Source organism: Mycobacterium hainanense (assembly GCF_041890355.1).
Taxonomy (GTDB): Bacteria; Actinomycetota; Actinomycetes; order Mycobacteriales; family Mycobacteriaceae; genus Mycobacterium; species Mycobacterium hainanense.
The window spans coordinates 1,417,204-1,441,096 of sequence record NZ_CP169059.1 but is presented as its reverse complement, the minus strand read 5'-3'; the positions used below and the strand labels follow the sequence as shown (position 1 = coordinate 1,441,096).

27 protein-coding genes are annotated in these 23,893 nt (G+C 68.9%); 11 read left to right on the top strand and 16 right to left on the bottom strand.

The genetic code is table 11. From position 1 onward, the window contains the following. The first annotated feature begins 163 nt into the window (after nt 1–163). Together ACEL92_RS06940 and ACEL92_RS06935 are read left to right on the top strand one after the other, a co-directional pair. Nucleotides 164–835, top strand: coding sequence for a hypothetical protein (locus tag ACEL92_RS06940; RefSeq protein WP_374024890.1), 672 nt, complete (start codon nt 164–166; stop codon nt 833–835). Nucleotides 836–867: 32 nt separating this feature from the next. After that, nucleotides 868–2,025 (top strand): hypothetical protein, encoded by a 1,158-nt coding sequence (locus ACEL92_RS06935; RefSeq protein WP_374024889.1) that lies wholly within the window; start codon nt 868–870, stop codon nt 2,023–2,025. 71 nt (nt 2,026–2,096) lie between these two features. Here ACEL92_RS06935 and ACEL92_RS06930 read toward each other — a convergent pair whose 3' ends face one another. Together ACEL92_RS06930 and ACEL92_RS06925 are read right to left on the bottom strand one after the other, a co-directional pair. After that, entirely contained in the window at nt 2,097–2,243 is a 147-nt protein-coding gene (locus tag ACEL92_RS06930; protein WP_067277197.1) for a DUF1059 domain-containing protein, read from the bottom strand. Between the two features lie 28 nt (nt 2,244–2,271). Continuing rightward, nucleotides 2,272–2,844, bottom strand: coding sequence for an HhH-GPD-type base excision DNA repair protein (locus ACEL92_RS06925; protein ID WP_374026107.1), 573 nt, complete (start codon nt 2,842–2,844; stop codon nt 2,272–2,274). 88 nt (nt 2,845–2,932) lie between these two features. Here ACEL92_RS06925 and ACEL92_RS06920 point away from each other — a divergent pair, with 88 nt between their 5' ends. After that, on the top strand, nt 2,933–3,466 hold the full coding sequence (locus ACEL92_RS06920) for a nuclear transport factor 2 family protein (RefSeq protein ID WP_374024888.1): 534 nt from the start codon (nt 2,933–2,935) through the stop codon (nt 3,464–3,466). Between the two features lie 34 nt (nt 3,467–3,500). Here the strand turns inward: ACEL92_RS06920 and ACEL92_RS06915 are convergent, their stop codons facing one another. Together ACEL92_RS06915 and ACEL92_RS06910 are read right to left on the bottom strand one after the other, a co-directional pair. After that, on the bottom strand, nt 3,501–3,689 hold the full coding sequence (locus ACEL92_RS06915) for a DUF5302 domain-containing protein (RefSeq protein WP_374024887.1): 189 nt from the start codon (nt 3,687–3,689) through the stop codon (nt 3,501–3,503). Between the two features lie 37 nt (nt 3,690–3,726). Further along, entirely contained in the window at nt 3,727–4,170 is a 444-nt protein-coding gene (locus ACEL92_RS06910; RefSeq protein ID WP_374024886.1) for a PPOX class F420-dependent oxidoreductase, read from the bottom strand. Nucleotides 4,171–4,246: 76 nt separating this feature from the next. On the opposite strand from ACEL92_RS06910, the gene ACEL92_RS06905 reads away from it, so the two are divergent. Beyond that, entirely contained in the window at nt 4,247–4,768 is a 522-nt protein-coding gene (locus ACEL92_RS06905; protein WP_374024885.1) for a DUF1697 domain-containing protein, read from the top strand. A 26-nt stretch (nt 4,769–4,794) separates the two neighbouring features. Here ACEL92_RS06905 and ACEL92_RS06900 read toward each other — a convergent pair whose 3' ends face one another. Next, entirely contained in the window at nt 4,795–5,160 is a 366-nt protein-coding gene (locus tag ACEL92_RS06900; RefSeq protein WP_374024884.1) for a GntR family transcriptional regulator, read from the bottom strand. A gap of 37 nt (nt 5,161–5,197) precedes the next feature. On the opposite strand from ACEL92_RS06900, the gene ACEL92_RS06895 reads away from it, so the two are divergent. Further along, nucleotides 5,198–5,911, top strand: a complete 714-nt coding sequence (locus ACEL92_RS06895) for an NAD-dependent deacylase (protein ID WP_374024883.1) — start codon at nt 5,198–5,200, stop codon at nt 5,909–5,911. A gap of 11 nt (nt 5,912–5,922) precedes the next feature. Here ACEL92_RS06895 and ACEL92_RS06890 read toward each other — a convergent pair whose 3' ends face one another. Both ACEL92_RS06890 and ACEL92_RS06885 read right to left on the bottom strand, forming a co-directional pair. Further along, a complete protein-coding gene (locus ACEL92_RS06890; RefSeq protein WP_374024882.1) occupies nt 5,923–6,552 on the bottom strand; it encodes a class I SAM-dependent methyltransferase in 630 nt (209 codons plus the stop codon). 61 nt (nt 6,553–6,613) lie between these two features. Further along, the gene (locus tag ACEL92_RS06885) at nt 6,614–8,935 is read right to left on the bottom strand and encodes an MMPL family transporter (protein ID WP_374024881.1); all 2,322 of its coding nucleotides are present in this window, start codon (nt 8,933–8,935) and stop codon (nt 6,614–6,616) included. A 310-nt stretch (nt 8,936–9,245) separates the two neighbouring features. On the opposite strand from ACEL92_RS06885, the gene ACEL92_RS06880 reads away from it, so the two are divergent. Next, complete coding sequence (locus ACEL92_RS06880) at nt 9,246–9,368, top strand: hypothetical protein (protein WP_003878506.1); 123 nt, start codon at nt 9,246–9,248, stop codon at nt 9,366–9,368. Nucleotides 9,369–9,499: 131 nt separating this feature from the next. Here the strand turns inward: ACEL92_RS06880 and ACEL92_RS06875 are convergent, their stop codons facing one another. Both ACEL92_RS06875 and ACEL92_RS06870 read right to left on the bottom strand, forming a co-directional pair. Then, nucleotides 9,500–10,252, bottom strand: a complete 753-nt coding sequence (locus ACEL92_RS06875; RefSeq protein WP_374024880.1) for a 3-hydroxyacyl-CoA dehydrogenase — start codon at nt 10,250–10,252, stop codon at nt 9,500–9,502. A 44-nt stretch (nt 10,253–10,296) separates the two neighbouring features. Then, nucleotides 10,297–11,391, bottom strand: a complete 1,095-nt coding sequence (locus ACEL92_RS06870) for a CaiB/BaiF CoA transferase family protein (RefSeq protein ID WP_374024879.1) — start codon at nt 11,389–11,391, stop codon at nt 10,297–10,299. A gap of 97 nt (nt 11,392–11,488) precedes the next feature. Here ACEL92_RS06870 and ACEL92_RS06865 point away from each other — a divergent pair, with 97 nt between their 5' ends. Together ACEL92_RS06865 and ACEL92_RS06860 are read left to right on the top strand one after the other, a co-directional pair. Continuing rightward, entirely contained in the window at nt 11,489–12,298 is an 810-nt protein-coding gene (locus tag ACEL92_RS06865; protein WP_374024878.1) for an enoyl-CoA hydratase, read from the top strand. 85 nt (nt 12,299–12,383) lie between these two features. Next, complete coding sequence (locus ACEL92_RS06860; RefSeq protein ID WP_374024877.1) at nt 12,384–13,724, top strand: DUF2867 domain-containing protein; 1,341 nt, start codon at nt 12,384–12,386, stop codon at nt 13,722–13,724. 7 nt (nt 13,725–13,731) lie between these two features. Here ACEL92_RS06860 and ACEL92_RS06855 read toward each other — a convergent pair whose 3' ends face one another. Together ACEL92_RS06855 and ACEL92_RS06850 are read right to left on the bottom strand one after the other, a co-directional pair. After that, the gene (locus ACEL92_RS06855) at nt 13,732–14,454 is read right to left on the bottom strand and encodes a lysostaphin resistance A-like protein (protein WP_374024876.1); all 723 of its coding nucleotides are present in this window, start codon (nt 14,452–14,454) and stop codon (nt 13,732–13,734) included. After that, nucleotides 14,451–15,596, bottom strand: a complete 1,146-nt coding sequence (locus ACEL92_RS06850) for an NAD(P)H-binding protein (protein WP_374024875.1) — start codon at nt 15,594–15,596, stop codon at nt 14,451–14,453. The genes ACEL92_RS06855 and ACEL92_RS06850 overlap by 4 nt, the downstream gene beginning before the upstream one ends. Before the next feature lie 189 nt (nt 15,597–15,785). Here ACEL92_RS06850 and ACEL92_RS06845 point away from each other — a divergent pair, with 189 nt between their 5' ends. Both ACEL92_RS06845 and ACEL92_RS06840 read left to right on the top strand, forming a co-directional pair. Then, a complete protein-coding gene (locus ACEL92_RS06845) occupies nt 15,786–16,286 on the top strand; it encodes an isoprenylcysteine carboxyl methyltransferase family protein (RefSeq protein WP_374024874.1) in 501 nt (166 codons plus the stop codon). Next, complete coding sequence (locus ACEL92_RS06840) at nt 16,283–17,299, top strand: NAD(P)/FAD-dependent oxidoreductase (RefSeq protein ID WP_374024873.1); 1,017 nt, start codon at nt 16,283–16,285, stop codon at nt 17,297–17,299. The genes ACEL92_RS06845 and ACEL92_RS06840 overlap by 4 nt, the downstream gene beginning before the upstream one ends. 189 nt (nt 17,300–17,488) lie before the next feature. On the opposite strand, the gene ACEL92_RS06835 is transcribed toward ACEL92_RS06840, so the two are convergent. The 3 genes from ACEL92_RS06835 to ACEL92_RS06825 form a co-directional block, all read right to left on the bottom strand. Further along, on the bottom strand, nt 17,489–18,292 hold the full coding sequence (locus ACEL92_RS06835) for a crotonase/enoyl-CoA hydratase family protein (RefSeq protein WP_374024872.1): 804 nt from the start codon (nt 18,290–18,292) through the stop codon (nt 17,489–17,491). Further along, nucleotides 18,289–19,437, bottom strand: coding sequence for an acetyl-CoA C-acyltransferase (locus ACEL92_RS06830; RefSeq protein WP_374024871.1), 1,149 nt, complete (start codon nt 19,435–19,437; stop codon nt 18,289–18,291). The genes ACEL92_RS06835 and ACEL92_RS06830 overlap by 4 nt, the downstream gene beginning before the upstream one ends. Nucleotides 19,438–19,585: 148 nt before the next feature. Further along, on the bottom strand, nt 19,586–20,236 hold the full coding sequence (locus tag ACEL92_RS06825; RefSeq protein WP_374024870.1) for a maleylpyruvate isomerase family mycothiol-dependent enzyme: 651 nt from the start codon (nt 20,234–20,236) through the stop codon (nt 19,586–19,588). Nucleotides 20,237–20,315: 79 nt separating this feature from the next. Here ACEL92_RS06825 and ACEL92_RS06820 point away from each other — a divergent pair, with 79 nt between their 5' ends. Next, nucleotides 20,316–21,707, top strand: a complete 1,392-nt coding sequence (locus ACEL92_RS06820; protein ID WP_374024869.1) for a wax ester/triacylglycerol synthase family O-acyltransferase — start codon at nt 20,316–20,318, stop codon at nt 21,705–21,707. A gap of 10 nt (nt 21,708–21,717) precedes the next feature. Here ACEL92_RS06820 and ACEL92_RS06815 read toward each other — a convergent pair whose 3' ends face one another. Both ACEL92_RS06815 and ACEL92_RS06810 read right to left on the bottom strand, forming a co-directional pair. Then, nucleotides 21,718–22,497 (bottom strand): lysophospholipid acyltransferase family protein, encoded by a 780-nt coding sequence (locus ACEL92_RS06815; protein WP_374024868.1) that lies wholly within the window; start codon nt 22,495–22,497, stop codon nt 21,718–21,720. Next, the gene (locus ACEL92_RS06810) at nt 22,494–23,762 is read right to left on the bottom strand and encodes a cytochrome P450 (RefSeq protein WP_374024867.1); all 1,269 of its coding nucleotides are present in this window, start codon (nt 23,760–23,762) and stop codon (nt 22,494–22,496) included. The genes ACEL92_RS06815 and ACEL92_RS06810 overlap by 4 nt, the downstream gene beginning before the upstream one ends. Nucleotides 23,763–23,893 lie beyond the last annotated feature (131 nt).

Genomic DNA, 23,893 nt, shown 5'->3' with positions numbered 1-23,893 from the left:
CGCAGCGGACACCGTCGCGGCCAATGGCCTGGTCGGCGGGGGTTCGGTCACCGCCGTCACTCGTATCAATAACGATCAAATAAATGCCACACGTGTCACTTGAGTCCCACCAGTATCAACGTAGCTTCGGCCTGGACCCCGTAATCCACAACCAGGGAGAGTCATGCCAACCATCTGGACTTACTTGCGTGCAGCGGCCGTCGTAGCCGGTTCGTCCGCAGCCCTACTCACGGGCGGTATCGCCCACGCCGACCCCGTGCCGGCTCCGCCGATCCCGAACATTCCGCAGCAGCTGATCAGTTCGGCGGCCAACGCGCCCCAAATCCTGCAGAACCTCGCCACCGCCCTCGGCGCGACCCCGCCCGCCCCCCCGGCCGCCCCCGGCATCACCTTCCCGGGTGTTCCGTCGGCCGCCACGCCGTCGCCGGCGAATTCCGCGGCGGTCCCGTCGATCCCCGGGCTGGCGCAGGCACCGACGCCTTCCGCCCCGTCGACGACGCAGGGCCTGCAGGGGCTGATCCCCGGCCTGACGCAGCCGGCACCCGCGGCGCCCGCCGCACCGGCCACGTCGTCCATTCCCGGACTGCCGGCCATCCCGGGGTTGTCGACGCCGACCGCCCCCGCCACCCCGCCGACCCCGCAGATTCCTCAGGCGAAGGTCGACATGCCGGCGTTCCTGCCCAACCTGCCGGTCAACGTGCCCGCGCAGATGACCCTGCCGCAGGACCTGCCGGCGCTGGCCGGGGCTCCGGCGGCGCCGGCCGCCCCGGCGGCACCGGCCGCACCGGCCACCGGGGCCAACCCGGTTGCTCCGCTGCTCGCCGCCCTGCCCTGAGTAATTAGCCAGACAGCAACGCCAACCCCCTAATGACCGGAGGACACACCGTGGCAACCACTTGGAATCTGTCCAAAGGATTGGCCGCTGTCGTGACGGCATCGGCTGCCGCGTTCGGGTTCTGCCCGAGCGCGGCAGCCGACCCGGCGACACCGCAACCGAATTCGACCCAAGAACTCCCGGGCCTGCCGGCACTGTCGCAGCTGAGCCCGATCATTCAGCAGGCCGCTACCAACCCCGGGCAGGCGACGCAGCTGCTCATGGCGGCGGCGCAGGCCTTCAGCCACAACCAGGGCGCGCCCGGCGAGTCCCGGAACGTGGCCCAGTCGGTGAACCAATTCCTGACGACGCCCGGCCCAGCCGCCGAGCCAGGCGCGGCGCTCCCCGACGGCGCGCCGGTGCCACACGTCCCCGCGGCGGGCGTCGAACCCGGTGCGCAGGCGCACCTGCCGACCGGCATCGACCCCGCCCACGCGGCCGGCCCCGGACCCGCCGCCGCACCGGCGGGCGTGGAACCGGGCCCCCAGGCGCACTTGCCGGCCGGGATCGACCCCGCCCACGCGGCGGGCCCGGGGCCCGTGGCGGCCCCGCCGGCCGCGGCCCCGTCGGTCGCTGCGCCGCCCGCTTCCGCACCGGCGCCCGGCACCACCGTCGCACCCGTCGCGGCGCCCACACCGGTCGCGGCCCCACCGGTCGCGGCCCCACCGGCCCCGGCTCCGGCGCCGGACGGGGCTCCCGCGCCCGCCGCCGCCCCCGCAGCGGCTCCCGGGTTCGGCCCCGATGCCCCGCCCACGCAGGACTTCATGTATCCCTCGATCGGCACCAATTGCCTGGCGGACGGCACCAGCGCGATCGCCACGGCGCTGTCGGTGGCGGGCCCGGCGAAGATCCCGACGCCCGGGCCCGGCCCCGGGCAGACCGCCTATGTGTTCACGGCGGTCGGCACGCCCGGGCCCGCCGAGGTGCAGAAGCTGCCGTTGAACGTCACCTGGGTCAACCTGACGACGGGTAAGTCGGGGACGGTTGCGCTCAAGCCGCGCACCGACATCAACGCCGACGGGCCGACGACGCTGACCGCGATCGCTGACACCGGGTCCGGCAGCATCATGTCGACTATCTTCGGGCAGGTCACCACCAAGGAAAAGCAGTGCCAGTTCATGCCGACCATCGGCTCCACGGTGGTGCCGTAGGCCGGCACTTGCCCCCGCCCTGAGCGCGCGTGTTCCCCACGGGGGCACGCGCGCTCGCGTCTGGCGAGCGGCTAGTACGCCATGAACAGGATGGCGTCGCGGTCGTACTCGAGACCCGGGTGATCGCTGGCGAGATGAGCCTGGGTCAGCTCGACCAGCTCGTCCTCGTCCTTACCGACGATGGCTTCCCCGCATGGACACGTCAGGTGTGTCTTCACGTTGCCGCCCTTTCCTTCTGGTCACCAACTAGTTCGCCGCCTTGGCAGCTGCCTTCATCTGCTTCTTGTAGGACCGGACCTTGCCCATCGACTTGGCGTCGACGATGTCGGCGACGGAGATGTGGGTGCCGGCCTTGCCGAACTGCCCCGCCGCCTCGCGCCAGCCCTTCGGCGTGACGCCGTACTGCTTGCCCAGCAGTGCCAGGAAGATCTGCGCCTTGACCTCGCCGAACCCGGGCAGGCCCTTGATCCGGCGCAGCAGCTCCGCGCCGTCGGGGTCCCCGGCGGTCCACAACCCGGAGGCGTCGCCGTCGTAACGGTCCACGATGATCTGGGCCAGGGCCTGGATGCGTTTGGCCATCGATCCCGGAAAGCGATGTATGGCAGGCTTTTCCGAGCACAGCGCGGCGAACTTATCGGGGTCGTAGTCGGCGATCTCGGCGGCGCTGAAGCGGCCCATCCGGTCGGCGATCTTCTTCGGACCGCAGAAGGCGGTCTCGAAGGGCACCTGCTGATCGAGAACCATGCCGATGAGCAGGGCCAGCGGGTCCTCGTCCAGCAGCGCGTCGGCCTCGAGATCTTGAGCGAGCCAAAGTTTCACCGTCAACGACCAACCTTTCCGCTAAACACCCTAAGACGGATGAGCCGTTGTTGGGAGACTACTCAACCCACGACCGCGTTATCGTGGCGTGGTGGTGGACGAGGCCCGGTTGGCGCTGATGCTGGCCCGCGACGAACTGCACGCCCTCGTCACCGCCTATTGCCGGGCCGTCGACCGGGCCGACTACGACGCGCTGCGCGACCTCTACCACCCCGAGGCGACCGACTCCCACGGCTCGTTATCAACGGGCGGCGTCGAACAGTTCATCGCGCAGTTACAGGCGGCCGAACCGTACCTGCGGGTGTCCCAACACAACGTCACCACAACGAACTTCGTGGTTGACGGCGACACCGCCCGCGGTGAGGTCTACTGCCTGGTGTTCCACAGCTTCGCCGGCGCCGAACACGACATCGACGTCGTCATCGGCGGTCGGTATCTGGACAGCTATGCCCGCCACGACGGCCGCTGGAAATTCAGCCAACGCACCATCGTGGCGGATTGGGCATACCGGAACGACCCGTCCCGGGTGGACTTCTCCCACCCCAGCACCCGCGGTGCCCTGCGCGGCAAACCGGGCCGGGACGACCCCTCGATCGGCCTGTTCGCGTCAACCACAGGCTGAACGCCGTTGGGCGGCAACGGCTGACGGCCGATCCTCACCCGCTCTTGCGGCGGAACTCGCGGCGGTTCTCCACCGGGCCGTGCGCCCGCGACTGCTTGCCGCCGCTGTCCTTGTGATCGGACCCGCCCGACGACTTGGCCAGCTTGCGGTCCAGGGCCTCGCGGAACTTGCGCTTGGTGTCGTCGTCCGATTCCGGCGCCTCGGAGGACTTCGATTGAGCCATACCGGCAGCGTAGCCTTCGATGTCCGGGCTCGGGCGGCTACCGCACGCCGGGCGGCATGCCGTACACGTGCGAGATCGGCAGGGTCAGCAGCACCCGCCGATCCGTGACCATCGCCCGGCGGTACTCGTCCCAATCCGGGTGTTCCCCGGCGATGTTGCGGTACAACGCAATCAGCGCCTCGACGGTGTCGTCGCCGGGATCGGCCGCGGGCGGGGTCAGCGTGGCCGTGCCCTCGGCCACCGCGTAGGACCACCCGTCGTCGGCGTCGACCAGGATCGACGCCCGCGGGTCGCGGCGCAGGTTGCGGGTCTTGGCCCGCGGCTCGGTGATCGACACCCGCACGGCCAAGTCACGCGGGTCGAAGTGGTAGCTAACGTTGGACAGCTGGGGTCGCCCGTCGCGTTTGATGGTCGCCAGCACGCCGAGGGAATTCCCACTGATCACGGCCAGCAGCTTGTCGTCGAAGACTTGGCGTCCCATCCCAGCAGCCTACGTCGCGCGTCCAGCGACCGGTCCCGGATCGTGCCGCCCCGGGCGGCCCTGGTGGAATCGGACCATGACCAAGTACGCGGCCTTTCTGCGCGGAGTCAACGTCGGCGGCGTCAACCTCAAGATGGCCGACGTGGCGCGCGCGCTGACCGAGGCGGGTTTCAAAAACGTCCGCACCATCCTGGCCAGCGGCAACATCTTGCTGGAGTCGTCCGCCGGCGCGGCCGGGGTGCGCAAGAAGGCCGAAGCCGCGCTGCGTGACAGTTTCGGCTACGACGCGTGGGTGCTGGTCTATGACCTCGAAACCGTGCGCGCCGTCGTGGACGACTACCCCTTCGAACCCGAGGTCGACGGCTACCAGTCCTACGTCACGTTCGTCGCCGACGACGCGGTGCTCGACGAACTCGCCGCCCTGGGCGAGAAAGCCGGCCCCGACGAGAAGATCAGCCAAGGCGACGGCGTGATCTATTGGCAGGTGCCCAAGGGCGCCACCCTGGACAGCGCGATCGGGAAGACCATGGGCAAGCCCCGCTACAAGTCGTCGACGACGACACGCAACCTGCGCACGCTGGCCAAAGTATTGCGCTAAAACGCTGCGCGTCAAGCGAATTGGGCTCAGTCGTCGGGCACGTTGGTGAGGTAGCGCATCGCGTCGGACTTGGTCAGCCCCAGCGCGCGGGCCACCTCGACGTACTCCTTGGCGGCGGCCGCCATCGCCGCGTCGGTCGGGTCGAAGCGGGAGATGAAAGTGCCGAAGCGCCCCCGCGTTTCGACGATCGCGGCCGACTCGAGTTCCCGGTAGGCGCGGGCCACGGTGTTCGCCGCGACCCCGAGCTGGCCGGCCAGTTCGCGGACGGTCGGAAGCCGGGTGCCGGGCGGCAGCGCGCCGGCGCGGACGCCGTCGATGACTTGGGTCCTGAGCTGGTCGAACAGCGGCTTGCCCGCCTTGACGTCGACCTTCAGCAAATCCCGCAGCTCCACGCCTTCAGTATGTCCCACGCACGACTATCTTTGTGGGATGCGAGTAGCGGTGCTGAGCGGCGCGGGGATCTCCGCGGAGAGCGGGGTGCCGACCTTCCGCGACGACCAGAACGGCCTGTGGGCGCGGTTCGACCCGTACGAGCTGTCCAGCACTCAAGGGTGGCGCGACAATCCCGAACGGGTCTGGGGCTGGTACCTGTGGCGTCACTATCTGGTCGCCGATGTCGCGCCCAACACCGGACACCGCGCCATCGCCGCCTGGCAGGACGGTGCCGAGGTCAGCGTCATCACCCAGAACGTCGACGACTTGCACGAACGCGCCGGGAGCGTGCCGGTCCACCACCTGCACGGCAGCCTGTTCGAATTCCGTTGCGACCGTTGCGGTATGCCGTACACCGGCGCGCTGCCCAAGGTGCCCGAACCGACGCTCGAGGTGGAGCCGCCGGTCTGTCATTGCGGCGGCCTGATCCGCCCCGACATCGTGTGGTTCGGTGAGCCGTTGCCCGAGGGGCCGTGGCAGTCGGCCGTCGAGGCGACCGAGGCCGCCGATGTGATGGTGGTGGTCGGGACGTCGGCGATCGTCTACCCGGCCGCCGGGCTCGCCGAGCTGGCGCTGTCCCGCGGCACGGCCGTGATCGAGGTCAACCCGGAGGTCACCCCGCTGTCGCGGCACGCGACGATCAGCATCCGCGAGACGGCCGGCCGGGCACTGCCCGGGCTGCTGCAGCGGCTGCCCGCCCTGCTGAAATAGCCCCGCCGCAATTACGGCCGGCGGGCGCGGCCCAGCAGGAGTTCCGACACCGGCATCGGCGCCCACGCCGGCAAGGTGAACTCGCGCCGGGAAACGTCGACTTCGAATCCGGCGTCGATGATCTCGCGCTCGGTGTCGCGGTGGGTGTGGCAGTTGCCGAACAACCGCGGCCACAGCGTTGCGTCGGCGAACCGTTGCAGGCGGCCGCGGGCGCCGGCGCTCGCCACGTGCTCGAGGTAGCGCAGCTCACCGCCCGGGCGCAGCACCGAGTGGAGCCGCCGCAGCACCGCACCGGGGTCGCGCACCGAGCACAACACCAGCGAACACACCACGGCGTCGAACGGCTCGCCGCCGGTGAAGCCCTCGGCCGTCTCGTCCATCACCACGACGCGGGCCGGCACCACCTCCGCCGCCGCGCGCGCCTGGGCCGCCAGCCGCGGCTCGGGCTCCACCGCGACCACCTCGCGGACCGACTCCGGGTAGTGCGGAAAGTTCGTCCCGATGCCCGCGCCGACTTCCAGCACCCGCCCCGACAACCCGGCCAGATTCTCCCGGCGAAGGGCGCGTATCGCCTCGGTCTCGTGGGTGGCGACGACGGGCCAGATGCGCGCGAAGAACGGGTTGTGCACCGCCGTTGTCATACAGGTCAACCTTCCGACTCTGGGCCAAGAATGGGGTCTTGCCGATAGACCGGTCGGCACGTCAACCGATATTCGGCACCGGCTCCCCCAGCGGTTTGTCGTCGACCGGGACCGGCTCGGGGTGGCCGGCCTGGACCGGTCCGCCCTCGTTGATGCCGAACCGGTCGTGCAGCCATGCCAGGGGCTTGGGCGCCCACCAATTCCACCGGCCCATCACATGCATGAAGGCCGGCACGACAACCATCCGCACCAGCGTGGCGTCGGCGAAGACGGCGAGCACCAGGCCGAGGCCGAACATCCGCATGAACGACACGTGGGCGGCGATCAGCGCGGCGAACGACATCGACATCACCAGCGCGGCCGCGGTGATCACCCGGCCGGTGCGGGCGACGCCGAGCGCGACGCTCTCGTCGTTGGCGGCGTGCGCCTCCTTTGCGGTCGGCCGCGCCGGCCGCGCCGCCCCGGACGCCAGCCAGTACTCGCGGATGCGGGAGAGCAGGAACACCTCGTAGTCCATCGACAGCCCGAAGGCGATGCAAAACAGCAGCACCGGCATGTTGGCCACCAGCGTCCCGCTCGGCGTCGTCCCGAGCGCGCCCAGGTGCCCCTCCTGGAAGATCCAGACCAGCGCGCCGAACGCCGCGGTGAGGGACAAGAAGTTGCAGGCCAGCGCCTTGGCGGGCAACAGCACGCTGCCGGTGAGCAGGAACAGCAGCGCAAAGGTGATGGCGGCCATCAACCCGAGCACCAGCGGAAGACGGTCGGTGACCGCGTCGACGCTGTCGCGGTTGACCTGGGCGACTCCGCCCATCTCGACGGATCGGCCCGCCGGCCCGGGCACCCCGTGTAACCGCTTGAGCTGGTCGTCGTTCGCGGGAGAAAACAGCGGCGCCGTGCTGCTGACGGTCAGGAAGGCGCTGCCGTCGGCCAGCCCGGTCGCCCCGGCCGGCGGGCCCGTCCGGTTTCCGTTGACGAACGTTCCGCCCGGAGCCGACACGTCCGACACGTCGGGAACCCGCGACAAGTCGGCGGCGTAGCGGTCGAGGTCCGCCGGACTCAGCCCACGCGCGTCGGGGACCACGACGGGCACGGACGTCGAGGAGTCGTCGGCGAAATCGTTGCGCAGTCGGTCACCGACCTGGTGCGACGACGCCGACGTCGGCAGCACCCGGTCGTCGGGGAAGCCCCATTTGACGCGGAGGAACGGAGACCCGAGCAAGAGCAGCAGCGCGACGACGCTCAGGCCGATCGGTGCCCAGCGGCGCATCACCAGCTTGGTCGATCGATACCAGAACATCTGCTCGACCGGCTTGTGCACCGGCTCCGGTCGCCGGAAAACCCGGCGCAGCAGCCGGCGCACGTCGAGTGCGTCCAGCCGCGGGCCGAGCAGCACGATGGCGGCCGGGGTGATCACGATCGAAGCGGTCGCGACGAACGCGACGGTTGCCACGCCGGCGTAAGCGAATGACTTGAGGAAGTACATGGGGAAAGCCACGGTCGCCGACATCGACAACGCCACGGTGACCGCGGAGAACAACACGGTGCGCCCGGAGGTGGCCATGGTTCGGATGAGCGCCTGCTCGCGGTCGCTGCCCTGGGCCAACTCGTCGCGGTAGCGGCTGACGATCAGCAGGGTGTAATCGATCGCCAGCGCCAGGCCCAACGCGGTGCTCAGGTTCAGCGCGAAGATCGACACCTCGGTGGTGAAGGTGATCAGCCGCAACACCGTCATCGAGCCGACGACGGCCAGGGCGCCCAGCGCCATCGGCAAGGCCGCCGCCAGTAGCCCGCCGAACACCCAGATCAAGATCAGGAAGCTCAACGGCAGCGCGATCATCTCCATCACCACCAGGTCGGCCTGGTTCTGGGTGTTGATCTGGGCGTACTGCATCGCGGCTCCGCCGGCGCGAACGGTGACGCCGTCGCGGTCGTGGATGAACTGATCCGCGACGGTCTGGGCGTTGCGCTGCACGTAGTTCTCGCCGCCCTTGAGGTTGACCACGAGCAGGCCGGTCTTGCCGTCGCGGCTGACCAGGTCGGCGGCCGCCCGCGGCGGGACGGTCCACGGCGAGGAGACGTTGTAGACCAACGGCGACTTCTGCAATTGGGTGACGAGGTCGGTGCCCACGCTGCGGGCCTGCTCGCTGTTGGTGCCCCCGGGCGCGGTCACCAGGATCAGCATCTGCTGACCGCTCTGCCCGAACTTGTCGGTCAGCACTTGAATCGCGCGGGCGGACTCCGAGTCCGGATCCTGAAACCCTCCCGGCAACAGGTCCTTGGCGACGGGGACGCCGAAAACCGCGGCGGCGATGAAGACCAGGACACCGATCGCGATGATGCGGCGCGGCGCCGCGATGGCCACCCGGGCGATCCCCTGCAGCATTCTTCAGCCCTTCCGCAGCCGGTGCTGATCGCGCTCGCTGCCGGCGTGTCCGCGTCAACGCAACCAACGCTAGTCTTCACGCGTCAAACAGATTTGTTCTTAAGACGGATTCCACCGGGTAGACGGTTCAACGCGGCGCTTTAAACCGCGGCGACGGTAAGAGTCCGGCCAGAAAATTGTGCGGCAAGTAAGCAGGTCACGGGCCTGAACGCCGCGGTAGATCGCCTACAACCTACCGGCCGGTAAATTGCCACGATTTTCCGAATCGTGACTCAAAGATTCCTTAATGGTGGCCCATACGCTCAGTGTCATGTGGATCGACGACACAAGTGCCGACGTCATCAAGGTTGATTTCGAAGCCCTCTACCACGGCGACGTGCTGGTGGAAGGCGAAACCTCGGAGCAGTTCGACGAACTGCAAGCGGCGAGCTGAGCAACGTCATGAGCATGCTCGCACGGCTGTTGATGGCCGAACCCGCTGTCAGTCGATGGTTCCGACGATAAGTTCTTTCTCCTGGACGAAAGCCCCCCGCTACGCGCGGGGGGCTTTCGTGTTCAAGGGCCTCAGCGGGGCGCCATGCGGATGGCGCCGTCCAGGCGGATGACCTCGCCGTTGAGCATCGGGTTCTCGACGATGTGCACCGCGAGCGCGCCGTACTCGTCGGGGTCACCCAGCCGGGCCGGGTGCGGAACCTGCTTGCCGAGCGAGGCCTGGGCCTCCTCGGGCAGCGAGCCCAGCAGCGGGGTCTTGAACAACCCGGGCGCGATGGTCACCACGCGGATCAGCTCGCGCGACAGGTCGCGGGCGATCGGCAACGTCATGCCGACCACGCCGCCCTTCGACGCCGAGTAGGCGGCCTGGCCGATCTGGCCCTCGAACGCGGCCACCGAGGCGGTGTTGATGATCACGCCCCGCTCCTCGCCGAGCGGCTCCGTCTTGGCGATGCGCTCGGCGGCCAGCCGCAGCACGTTGAACGTGCCGATCAGGTTGACCCCCACCACCTTCTTGAAGGCGTCCAGCGGGAACGGCCCGTCCTTGGACAGCGTCTTGATGGCGTTGCCGATGCCCGCGCAGTTGACGTTGATGCGCAGCGGACCCATCGACTCGGCGGTGTCCAACGCCTGGCCGACGGCGGTCTCGTCGGTGACGTCGGCCTGCACGAAACGGGCGCGTTCGCCGAGCTCCTGGACCGCCTCTTCGCCGCGCAGGTCGATCACCACCACCAGCGCGCCGGCGTCGACCAGCCGCTTGGTGGTGGCCAGGCCCAGGCCCGAGGCGCCCCCGGTGACGACGGCGACGGCGTCTTTGATCTTCATGCGAGTCCTTCCTTAGCGAATCCAGCCAACCAGTTGGTCGGCGACTATACCCAGTCGGCGAGCACCGCTTGAACGTCGGGCAGCGGCGCGGCCGGTGGGCGGGGCACGTCCGGGATGGTGCGCGAGAACCGCGGTGCGGGCAACGGCTGCGGGCCGCCGTCCACCTCGTAGAAGGTGTTCCGCTCCGTGATGTGCGGTTCCGTGTGCACCTCGCCGAATGCCAAAACCGGGGTCACGCAGGCGTCGGAATCGGCGAAGACCTTGGCCCAGTGGTCGCGGTCGTGCCCGGCGAAGGCCGCCGTCAGCGCCGCGCGCAGCTCGGGCCAGCGGCCGACGTCGTTCTGCGCCGGCAGGTTCGCCGCATCCAGGCCGAGCCCCGCCAGCATGGCCGCGTAGAACTGCGGCTCGATGGCGCCGACGGCGACATAGCGCCCGTCCGCGCATTCATAGGTGTCGTAGTAGGGCGCGCCGCCATCGAGCATGTTGGTGCCGCGCACGTCCGACCACATGCCCAGCGAGCGCATCGACCACATCATCTGGATCAGCATGCTGGAGCCGTCGACCATGGCGGCGTCGACGACCTGACCCTTGCCGGAGTTCTGCCGCTCCCACAACGCGGACAGGATCCCGACCAGCAGGAACATCGAGCCGCCGCCGAAGTCGCCGACCAGGTTCAGCGGCGGCACCGGCCGCTCGTTCGCCCGGCCGATGGCGTGCAGGATCCCGTTGAGGGAGATGTAGTTGATGTCGTGGCCCGCCTGTTGGCTGCGGGGGCCAGATTGTCCCCAGCCGGTCATCCGGGCGTAGATCAGCCGCTCGTTGACTTCGGCGCAATCCTCGGGACCCAACCCGAGCCGCTCGGTGACACCGGGTCGGAAGCCCTCGATCAACACGTCGGCCTTGGCGACGAGCTGGAGCACGACGGCGCGCCCCTCGTCGGACTTCAAGTCGACGGTCACCACGCGCCGGTTGCGCAGCATGGCGTCCTTGGCGGGCCCGCCCGGGCTGGACCCGTCCCTCGGGGGCCGATCGATGCGCACCACGTCGGCGCCCAGATCCCCCAGGATCATCGCCGCATGCGGGCCCGGTCCGATCCCGGCCAACTCGACGACCCGAAGCCCCTTCAGCGGTCCAGCCACGATCTACCGACCTTTCGTCTGCCCTGACGCCCGTTCTAGTTGGCATCTTCGCAGCCGCGTTCGACGGGCGCGCAGCCCGGTCACTTAGGGTGAGCCCATGCCCCAATCCGCGATCGACACGCTGACGCCCGTCGCAGGCCTTTCCGTCACGTTGTCCGACGGCGTGCTGTCGGTCACCATCGACCGGCCGGACAGCCTCAATTCCCTGACCGTGCCGGTGATTACCGGCATCGCCGACGCGATGGAGCGCGCGGCCACCGACCCGCAGGTGAGGGTCGTGCGCCTGGGCGGTGCGGGCCGCGGGTTCTGTTCGGGGGCGGGCATCAGCGCCGACGACGTGTCCGACACCGGGGTCCCGCCGGACGAGATCGTGCTGGAGATCAACCGGCTGATCCGGGCGATCGCGGCCGTGCCGCATCCCGTGGTCGCCGCGGTTCAGGGCCCGGCAGCCGGTGTCGGTGTCTCCCTGGCGCTCGCGTGTGACGTCGTATTGGCCTCGGACAGCGCATTTTTCATGCTCGCCTTCACCAAGATCGGGCTGATGCCGGACGGCGGCGCCTCGGCGCTGATCGCCGCCGCCGTCGGACGCATCCGGGCCATGCACATGGCGTTGTTGCCCGAACGCCTGCCGGCGGCCGAGGCGCTGTCCTGGGGCCTGGTCAGCGCGGTCTACCCGGCCGACGCGTTCGAGGCCGAGATGGACAAGGTGATCGCGCGGTTGTTGGCGGGCCCCGCGGTGGCATTGGGCAAGACGAAGCTGGCCATCAACGCGGCCACGCTCCCCCAGCTGGATCCGGCCCTGCAGCGCGAATACGAGGGGCAGGCCGTCCTGCTGCGCTCACACGACTTCGTCGAGGGCGCAACCGCTTTCCAACAGCGCCGCACGCCGGACTTCACGGATCGCTGACGCTATGGCGCTTACGGGTGGCCCGAGCCGGTAATCCTCCCCGTCGTCGGGTCCGAATAAGGGGAAGACGACGAACGGAGATTCCATGGCTGGACAGCTGCGCTGTCTCGTGACCGGGGCGACCGGCTACGTCGGCGCCCGGCTGGCCCCGCGACTGCTGGACGAAGGTCATCGGGTCCGCGCCTTGGCCCGAAACCCGGCCAAGTTGGACGACGTGCCGTGGCGGCAACAGGCCGAGGTCGCGCGCGGCGATCTGGGTGACGTCGATTCCCTGGTCGCGGCGTTCGACGGGATCGACGTCGTCTACTACCTGGTCCACTCGATGGGAACGTCGAAGGATTTCGCCGACGAGGAATCCCGCGCGGTCGGCAACGTGGTGACGGCGGCGCGGCGCACCGGCGTGCGGCGCATCGTGTACCTGAGCGGGCTGCATCCCGAGGGCGGCAAGCTCTCGCCGCACCTCGAGTCGCGGGCGGCGGTCGGCGACGCGCTGATCGCCTCGGGCATCGAAACCGTCGTGCTGCAGGCGGGCGTCGTGGTCGGCTCCGGGTCGGCTTCGTTCGAGATGATCCGGCACCTCACCGACCGGTTGCCGGTGATGACCACCCCGAAATGGGTGCACAACAAGATCCAGCCGATCGCGGTGCGCGACGTGCTCTACTACCTGGTCGCCGCGGCCACGGCGCCCGTCGGGTCGTCGCGCACCTGGGACATCGGTGGACCCGACGTGCTGGAGTACGGCGACATGATGCGCGTCTACGCCGACGTGGCGGGGCTGGGCAGGCGCTATCTGGTCGTGCTGCCGTTTCTGACGCCGACGATCGCCAGCCTCTGGGTGGGGACCGTGACGCCGATCCCGCCGGGGCTGGCGCGGCCGCTGATCGAATCGCTGGAGTGCGACGCGGTGATGCGCAACCACGACATCGACGGCATCATCGAGCCGCCGCCGGGCGGCCTGACCGGCTATCGCCGGTCCGTCGAACTGGCGCTCGACCGGGCCGCGCGTGGCATCCCGGAACCCTCGTGGTCGTCGTTGCGCTCCGAACCGGCCGAGGCGCTGCCCAGCGACCCGGACTGGGCGGGCGAGATCGTCTACACCGATGTGCGCACCGCCGACACCGCGGTCGAACCCGCCAACGTGTGGAAGGCGGCGGAGAACGCCGTGAATTCGCGGGCGGGCGGTTGGCGGGTCGAGGAGCGCGCGCCGGGGACCCTGTTGCGGCTGCGCTCCACCAAGCGGGCGCCCGGACAAAAGTGGCTCGAGATCGCGGTCACGCAGCAGGACGGCCGCGGCAGTCGCTACACCCAGCGATCCATCTTTGTGCCGAGGGGCATCCCGGGCCGGGTGTACTGGTTATTCGCGCGGCCGGCGCACAACGCCGCGATGCGCGCGCTGGCCCGCGACGTCGTCGACTCGGCCCGGTAGTCCGGCCTCAGACGCCGAACATCGGGGGCAACACCAGAACCATGATCAGCCCCCACACCAAGTGGGTGAGCACCGGCGCCAGGACGCCGCCGGTCGCCCGGCGCTCGAACGCGCACACCGTCCCGAGGATGACGGCGGCGAAACCGAGCATGGGATTGCCGCTGGCCAGCGTCGCGATCGTGTAGAGGATCGTCGAAATCACGACGGGGTGATACCGGCCCAGGGCCGTGTAGAGCGCGCCGCGAAAGAACACTTCCTCCGCGACGCCGTTGACCAGAGTGATCGCCACGATCACCGGATACCACCCGTGGTGCGCGTATTCCAGCACCCGGGTGATCAGCTCGGCGACGGGCGTGATCTCCCGGGCGATCAGCCCGCCGACCACGAACACCCCGCCCAGCAGCAGGCCGACGCCCGTCCCGGTGAGGACGGGCCGCTGATTGCGGCCACGCCAGCAGATGCCACCCAGGTGCAGCGGCCCGGAGGAGAACCCGCCGACGATCCACACCCCCGCCAGCGCCAGGGTCAGCCAGTAGAAGCTCGAATCGCCCGGGTGGCGCCGCAACGAGAACCCGAGCACCGCGGCCCCGACGACCACGGTGACGGCCACGATGACCCGGCGACGGCGCACGACGGCGGGCGACTCATGGTGCGGCACAGCGACTTTGGTGAGCGCCCGGCGCAGCTCGGACAGCGTGCCGGTGGTGGACGGGGCGGTTGACTGGCTCATGCGGGACGCACCTTCGGGGTCAAGGCGATCAGGAGGTCAAGGCCGGTTCGAAGCGCCCCGGCCAGCGGGCCCGGGACCCGGTTGACAACTCCCAGGGCCGGCCGCACGACCGGTGGGGTGAGCCGCCGCGCGACATGGCGGATGCGCCGCGCGTCACCGCCGGCCCACACGGGATCGGTGTTGGCCAGCTGATGGGGGTCGGCCAGGGCGTTGACCGGGGACGGGCGATGGTGCTGATCGGCCAAGGCTAGGGCAATGGCGTCCTGGACGCCGAGCAACCCACCGGGTGGGTCGGGCACTCGATCCCGAAGGTCACTCTCGGACGCCACCATCGGATGGTCGAGCGACTCGACTAGATCACCGGCCAGCCCCGGCGGCACCGGCAGCGCGACGCCGGTGACCAGCGACGCCAACCCGGTATCGACCCTCCCGACCGGCAGCCCGGCGTGCCACCTCCCGGAGATCCGCGCATACGTTTTGAGCAGCTCCCGGTAGGACGTGGTGTCCGGGCCGGCGATGTCGTACGCCCCCGGCGGCAACAGGTCGGGATCGGCCGCGGCGACCAAGTAGTGCAACACGTCGCGAATGGAGATCGGGTCTATGGGGTTGTCCATCCAGCTCGGGATCGGCAGCAGGGGGAATCGGTCCCCGACGTAGCGCATCATCTCGAACGAGGTCGAGCCCGCGCCGATGATCATCGCGGCGCCCAGCCACACCAGCTCCGGGCCGTCGGGCACGGTCAGGGCCTCGGCCACCTCGGCCCGGCTGGCCAAATGCTCGGACAGCACCTCGTCGGCGGGCACGAATCCGCCCAGGTAAACGATGCGTCGCACACCGGCGTCCCTGGCCGCCGCGGCCAGGTTGGCGGCCGCGGCCCTGTCGGCATCGCGGAAGCCGGGCTGTCCGATCGCGTGCACCAGGTAATACACCACGTCAACGGGGCCGGCGTCGGCGAAGGCCGCCCGGGTCGACACGGGATCGGCGGCGTCGAGCGTCACCGGCGTGACGTCGTCAAACCATCCGAACCGCCTGAGGCGCGCGGGGTTTCGGGTGGCGGCCACGACGTGGTGCCGGTCCGCCAGCAGGGCCGTGACCAGCCGCGATCCGACATATCCGGTGGCCCCGGTGACGAGGATTCGCATACCTTTCAACCTAGCCCGGCGACGATCAACGCAAACCTGGCGGGCACGGGCCGCGGATCGCGCACGTAACGCCTTGGCGCTTTTCGGGCCGGATATTCGCCATGCCGTTACGCTCGCGGCGGTGAACCGGCGCGGCGGCCGCATCGTGAGCCGGGTAAAAGAAGTCCTCTTCGAAGAGATAGTGGAGATATGTATTACCTGCTGGTCCTGGCTGTCGGCATCGAGCGCGTCGTGGAGCTGGTGGTCTCCAAGCGCAACGCTCAGTGGTCTTTTGCCCAGGGCGCCAAGGAGTTTGGACAGGCACACTATCCGGTGATGGTGGTGCTGCACACCGCACTGCTGGTCGGCTGCATTCTCGAGCCGTGGGCGCTGCACCGGCCGTTCATCGGATGGCTGGGCTGGCCGATGCTGGCGGTGGTGGCACTCAGCCAGGGGCTGCGCTGGTGGTGCATCACCACCCTGGGCCGGCGGTGGAACACCCGGGTCATCGTGCTGCCGCGGGCGCCGCTGGTGCGCCAGGGTCCCTATCGCTGGCTGCACCATCCGAACTATGTTGCAGTGGTGGCCGAGGGGTTGGCGCTGCCATTGGTGCACACGGCGTGGCTCACCGCGGCCGCTTTCACCCTCGCCAACGCGGCGTTGCTCAAGGTGCGACTGCAGGTCGAGAACTCCGCGCTGGGCTACACGTGAGCGACTACGACACCGACTTGTTGATCGTCGGCGGCGGGCCGGGCGGCCTGGCCACGGCGTTACACGCTCGGCGGCACGGACTTTCGGTGATCGTGGCCGACCCGCGCGAGGGTCCCATCGACAAGGCGTGCGGCGAGGGCCTGATGCCCGGCGGGCTGGCCGAGCTGACATCCCTCGGCGTCGACCCGGCCGGCATGCCGTTTCGGGGAATCGCCTACGTGAGCGAACACCGCCGCGCCCAGGCGCGGTTTCGCCCCGGCCCGGGCCGGGGTGTGCGTCGCACCACGCTGCACGCGGCGATGGCCGCGCGCGCCAAAGAGCAAGACACCGAATGGCTTCGGGCGCGGGTGACCACCGTGCAACAGGACGCTCACGGGGTGGCGGCCGCCGGCGTGCGGGCGAAATGGTTGGTGGCGGCCGACGGGCTGCACTCACCGGTCAGGCGGTCCGTCGGGATCACGGCGACGGCCGGAACGCCGCGGCGCTACGGCGTGCGCTGGCACTTTGAGGTGCCGGCGTGGTCGGAGTTCGTCGAGGTGCACTGGTCGCGCTGGGGCGAGGCGTACGTGACGCCGGTGGAGCCCGAGCTGGTGGGCGTGGCGATCCTGTCGCGCGGCCGGCCCGACCTCGCCTGGTTCCCCGGCCTGGCCCAGCGGCTGGGCGGCGCCGCCCGCGGCGAGGCGCGCGGCTGCGGCCCGTTGCGGCAGGTGGTCTCCCGCCGGGTCGCGGGGCGCGTGCTGTTGGTGGGCGACGCGGCGGGCTACGAGGACGCGCTGACGGGCGAGGGCATCAGCCTGGCGGTCAAGCAAGCGGCCGCGGCCGTCGCCGCCATCGTCGACGAGGCGCCGTCCTCGTATGAGCTTGCGTGGCAACGGATTACCCGCAGCTATCGACTACTCACCCGCGCGCTGGTATTGGCCAGCGCGCCGCCGATCGGGCGCCGGGCCATCGTGCCGGCGTGCACGCTGCTGCCCGGCGCCTTCCAGCGCGGGGTGAACGTGCTGGCGACCTAGTCCTGAATGTGGCGACCCGCTTCGCCCGGCCGTCGAGCGTCACGCCAGCGTGGCTGGCGGCCCCGAGCGCCACGCTGGCGTGACGCTCGGGGGTTGCCAGGCGTGCAGCAAGCAAGCCGCGCTCGCGATCGCCCTAGTCCTGACTGTGGCGACCCGCTTCGCCCGGCTTCGCCGCGCTCGCGATCGCCACTAACGCGCCTTCCACACCGGTTCGCGCTTCTCGGCGAACGCCAGCGGCCCCTCCTTGGCGTCCTCGGACCTGAGCAGGCTGCGCATCTCGGTCATGGTGCGCGCCCAGCCCACCTCTTCGTCGGCGATGACGCCGTCGTCGACCCCGTAGGCGATGCGCTTGCTGGCCTGCACCGACAGCGGCGCGTTCACCGTCACCCGCGCGGCCAGCGCCAGCGCGGCTTCCAGCACCGCGCCCTCCTCGACCACCTGATTGATCAGGCCCCATCCGAGGGCGTCGGCCGCGGTAATCGGCTCACCGGTCAGCAGCAGCTCCATCGCCACCTTGCGCGGGAGCTGCTGCACGATCCGGAACACGCCGCCCGCGGCGGCGATGAGGCCACGCTTGACCTCCGGCAGCCCGAACCGGGCCCGCTCGTCGGCCACCACCAGGTCGCTGGCCAGCGCCAGCTCGGTGCCGCCGCCCAGTGCGGTGCCGTTGACCGCCGCGATCGTGGGTTTGTCGATGAAGTGGTGCACGTAACCGGCGAAGCCCCACTCGGGATGGTCGGGGTGGTAGATGTTCTCCCGACGCGAGATCGCCTTCAGGTCGGCCCCGGCGCAGAAGGACTTGTCGCCGGCGCCGGTGATCACCACGGCCCGGACCTCGCGGTCCTGCTGGGCCTGTTCCAGCGCGTCGCCGACGCCGATGCTGACGGCACCGTTGATCGCGTTGCGGGCCTCGGGCCGGTTGATGGTGATCACCATGACGTTGCCGCGGCGCTCGGTCAGCGCGCCGGGCGCCGCGGTGTCGACGTCGGTCACAACAATTCCACGATGGTGGCGTTGGCCTGGCCGCCACCTTCACACATGGTCTGCAGGCCGTAGCGAATTCCCTTGTCCCGCATGTGGTACAGCAGCGTCGTCATGATGCGGGCGCCTGAGCCGCCGAGCGGGTGCCCCAGCGCGATCGCGCCGCCGTTGGGATTGAGCTTCTTCTCGTCGGCGCCAATGTCTTTCAGCCACGCCAGCGGCACCGGCGCGAACGCCTCGTTGACCTCGTAGGCGCCGATGTCATCGATGGACAGGCCGGAGCGCTTCAGCACCTTCTGGGTGGCGGGGATCGGCGCGGTCAGCATGATCACCGGGTCGGCGCCGGCCAGGGTCGCGGTGTGCACCTTCGCGATCGGCTTCAGGCCGAGCTCCTTGGCCTTCTCGGCCGACATGAACAGGATCGCGGCCGAGCCGTCGGAGATCTGCGAGGAGTTGCCGGCGTGGATCACCCCGTCTTCCTTGAACGCCGGCTTCAGCGATGCCATCTTCTCCATCGGGGTGCCGCGACGGATGCCCTCATCCTTGAGCACCACGTTCGAGTCCTGGTCCTTGATGCCGACGATCTGATCGTCAAACGCGCCGGAATCCTGTGCGGCAGCGGCCTTTTCGTGTGAGGCAAGCGAGAACTCGTCGAGCGCGGTACGGTCGAATCCCCACCGCTCGGCGATCATCTCGGCACCGATGCCCTGGTTGGGGATCTGGCCCTCGTAGCGGTCCAGGAAGGTCTTCGGGTACGGCCGCCCGCCGTTGGCCAGCGACGAACCCATCGGGGTGCGCGACATCGACTCCACCCCACCGGCGACGACGACGTCGTAATGCCCGGCCACCACACCGGCCGCCGCGAAGTGGATCGACTGCTGGCTCGAGCCGCACTGACGGTCGACGGTCACACCGGGGACGGATTCCGGCCAGCCGGCGGCCAGCAGGGCGGTGCGGCCGATGTCGAGGGCCTGCTCACCGGCCTGCATCACGCAGCCCCAGATGACGTCGTCGACGAGGCCGGGGTCGACGCCCGCCTTGTCCACCAAACCGTTGAGCACCTGCGCCGACAGATCCGCCGGGTGCACACCGGACAATCCGCCGTTGCGCTTCCCGATCGGTGAGCGCACTGCCTCGACGATGACGGCTTCAGCCATGGTGGTGTCTCCTTTGACGCTAGGACCTCAGGTGTTTGGGGAAATTGAACCTTGCCTCGATTGTCAACCAACGCGTTGGCAGGGCGCGGGGCGGGGTGGCCTTGGGGCGACAGACCAACCGGGCGCAACCGCTTGGAGCGGCGGTAGGCTACTGATCCCTGCGACGTAGCCGACGGCGGAGCAGGGGAAGCCCCGGCCCGTCGAGAAGGCCCATGAGCGCGGGGCGGCCACTGACCGTCATCATCAGGGCGGTCGCGGGGCCGCGGACTTCCCGTCCCCTCCCCCACGCCCGATCAATATCGGTGGCATACAGCGAGATGCCCCAGAGCCGACCCAGCGGCACGAAGCCGAACGGCCACGGCCCAGTCAAGAAATCCAAAGCCAGCGCCGCCAGCCGTGGGTCGGGGTCGAACGGCAGATTGAGCGGAATCCGGATATCGCCACTATGGACCAAAATATCCGCGAGCGGGTCGAGCGGCCCGAACAGCGGCGGACTCAAGGGGTGATCTGCGCACCTGCGTAGGGTTGCGGCAATCTCGGCCGCCGGTAGCCGCGCTTGACGGCGCGCAAGGTGGTCGATCGCACGAGCCATACCGCCACGGCGCAGAGCTGTTCCCATGAAAACCCAGAAACTGTCGGCGAAGACGCTGACCAGGTGTGCGGCCACCGTTTCAACATCCCAGCCGGCGCACAGGCTGGGCGTTGCCAGCTGGGCGTCGTCCAGGCGGTCGATCAAGGTCGCGATCTGACGCCGTTGGTCCGCAACGGCGGCAAAGACGTACTGGCAGTCGACGGCCATCAGGAGCACTCTAGCTCGGAACAGATATTTGGTTCAAATATGACTGCGCGCCAGGGGCTCATTTGGCAATAATGGTCAAGTGAAGCGGCTCAACGGCATGGACGCCATGCTGCTGTACAGCGAGACGCCCAATCTGCACACCCACACGTTGAAGGTGGCGCTCGTCGATGCCACCGACTACGCCGGCGACTTCGATTTCCAGCTCTTCCGCCACACCTTTATACGGCGGCTGCACCGCCTGGACCCGTTGCGCTACAAGCTCGTCGACATCCCCTGGCGACTGCACCACCCGATGTGGCTGCAGAACTGCGACATCGACCTCGACTACCACTTGCGGCGCGTCCAAGTGCCCGCCCCCGGCCTGCGCCGGGACCTCGACGGAGTCATCGGGGACATCGCCACCATCCCGCTGGACCGCGGCCACCCGCTGTGGGAGTTTTACTTTGCCGAGGGGCTCGCCGGTCGCCGGTTCGCCATCATCGGGAAGCTGCACCACGCACTGGCCGACGGCGTGGCCTCCGCCAATCTTCTTACCAGGATCATGGATGTGCCGGGCGGGGTGCAGGACGAGCGCGACAACGAGACGACGTGCGTGCCGCCGTCAAAAGGTGAGCTGCTCCGCGCGGCGGGCCGCGACCATGCGCAGCAATTGGCCGCGCTCCCCCGCGTCATGGCGGATGCCGCTTCCGGGGTGCGGCGGCTACGCCAACGCTCCCGGGAACGCGGCGCGCAGCCCGACCTCGCCCGGATGTTGCACGCGCCGGCGACATTCATCAACCACCTTGTCTCGCCGGTGCGGACCTTCGCGACCGCGACGCTCTCGCTGGCGGAAGTCCGGGAGACCAGCAGGAGCCTGGGGATTACGGTCAACGACGTGGTGATGGCGAGCGCCGCCGGCGCGTTGCGCGAATTGCTGTTGCGCTACGACGGCAGCGCAGATCGGCCCCTGGTCGCGTCCGTCCCGGCCAGCACGGACAGGTCGCCGCACCGGATCAGCGGCAATGAGCTCGGTGGCATGGCGGTATCGCTGCCCACGCACATCAGCGACCCGCTAGAGCGGGTGAAGCTGACCGCGACCAGCACCGCGATCGCCAAGGAGAACAACGAGTTGTTCGGGCCCGAGCTGTACGGCCGACTGATCACCTACCTGCCGCCCTTCGCGGCCCCACCCGCCTTCCGATGGTTGGCCCGGCGGGACGCCCGGAACAGGCTGTTCAACCTTCCGGTGTCCAACGTCGCGGGACCGCGCGAGCGAGGCCAATTCGCCGGCGCTCCGGTCAGCGAAATCTATTCCGCCGGTCCACTGATCGCAGGCTGCGGAGTCAACATCACCGTGTGGAGCTACGTCGACCAGCTCAACATCTCGGTTATCGCCGACGACCGCACCTTCGGCGAAACCCACGAGATGACCGACGCCATGGTCTGCGCATTCCGCGAAATCCGCTTCGCGGCTGGACTTTCCGATTCGTAGCCAGGTCGGCTCAGCCCAGGATGGGAAACCGCCGCTGACGGGCCAGCCGGTTCAGGGCGGTCTGCATCCGCGACCGCACTTCCGCGTCGAGGCGGGAGACATCCTGGTCGCGTTCGATTTCGATCGGCCGCAGCACCTGGGTGACGATTTTGGTGGGCAACGGAAGGTTGAACGGCACGATGACGCTGAGGCCAAACGGAACACCCAGCGTCACCGGCAGAATGTCGGACCGAAACCGGGACAGGCCCAGCCGCCTCGCCAGCCAGGTGCCGCGCGTCAGGAACAGCTGGCTCTGCTGACCGCCAATCGACACCGCCGGCACGATGGGAGCGCCGGCGTCGATGGCACACCTGACATATCCAGTACGCCCGTTGAAGTCGATGACGTTCTCGGCCAGCGTTGGCCGATAGGCATCGTAGATACCGCCGGGAAAGACCAGCACAACACCTCCTGACCGCAGCGCACGGGCGGCGTTTTCGGTGCTGGCGTGAATCACGCCCAGGCGGGCCATCCACTCGGCCACCGGGGCGGGGAACAGCCCATCGTGGCCGAGCGTGTACAGCGGTCGGTCGTAGCCGAACGCCGCGTAGAAGGCGGCCGCGAAGATCAGCACATCCGGCGTGAGCATGCCGCCCGAATGGTTGGCCACCACCAGGACGCCGCCGGTCGCCGGTAACGATTCCAGTCCGCGCACTTCGTACCGAAACCACCTCCGGGCAACGGGTTTGACCGCGCCGATCAGCCGCTCGGTAAACTCGGGGTCCCACCCGGCCAGTTCGGTCGTGTTCACGCGACCGGTGTGAACCGAAGGTGCAACTCGGTGAGCCCGCGCATCTGCCACGTGGGTTCGTAGCTATAGCGGCGGCCGCCCGCCGGCCCGTGTCGTGCCTCGGTGATGCCGATGTCGGACATCCGGTCAAGCACACGGTTGAGCGAAATGCGTCCCTCGGCCCGGGCCAGCGGCGCGCCGGGGCAGGAGTGGCTACCTCGCCCGAAGGCCACGTGTTCGCGGACGTTCGGCCGATCGATGCGAAATTCGTCGGGTTGAGCGAACTTACGCGCGTCTCGATTGCTCGCGCCGGGCAGCAGCATCACCGTGCTGCCAGCCGAAATTGGAATGTCACCGATCGTCGTCGAAGTGCGGGCCATGCGGAAGTGACACTTGACCGGGCTTTCCATGCGCAGCGTCTCTTCGATGAAAGCTGGGATCTTGCTACGGTCTTGGCGGAGCAACGCCTGCAGCTCGGGGTCCTCGGCGATCATTCGAACGCCGAAGCTCAGCAACTTCGTCGTGGTCTCCTGGCCGGCGGCGAAAAGAAAGGTGGCGAGCCGCACCACGTCTATGACTTCGGGAGTCGAACCGTCCGGGTACTTGGCCAGAGCGAGCTCGGTCAGCACATCGTCCCGGGGCTCACGGCGGCGTTCGGTGATATGGGTTGTGAACTTTTCGTCGAGATACTCGAGCGGGTTGTGCGCCCGTGTCACCGAGTCGTCCTCGATGCCGCCGGAGACCTTGCCGGAGAAGGCGATCCGAAACTCCTCGTGGTCTTCGGGCGGAACTCCCAGCAGGTCAGCGATCACCAGGCCCGAGAACGGTCGCGCATAGTCGTCGAGAAACTCACACGAGCCGCGAGACACGAATTCGTCGAGCTGCTCATCCGCGAGCCGCCACATGAATTCCTCGTTTTCCTTGAGCCGCTTGGGCGTCAGGAGACGGCTGAGCAGGCCTCGCGTGCGGGCGTGCTCTGGCGGGTCCTGGGTTACGATGTGTTCGCTCATCGGAATCTGCGAGCGGTGTTGTTCGATCAGCGCACCGATGTCGTCACCCTGCGGCTCGAACGGCAACCCCGAGAACGGGCCCGCGACTGAGACGCACGACGAGAACGCCGGGTCCTTGTACACGGAGAGCGCCTCTTGGTGCCCCGTTATGGCCACCACGCCGGCACCGGGTCGCGGCAGCACGGGGCAGCGCTCGCGGAGGTGATCGAAATAGGGATAGGGGTCCGGTATCAGGGCCGGGTCAGTGAAGAAATCGACCGACTCATAATCGCTCAACGGAACTCCTTGGCGTCCAAGCAATCGCCCACCGCGCAGCACCGGGCGGCGGACTCCATTCCCAATCTACGAGCTGAACAAATATTAGGTCAAGACAATCGGCTCGACTCGGCAGCGGAAGAGCTCCCCGG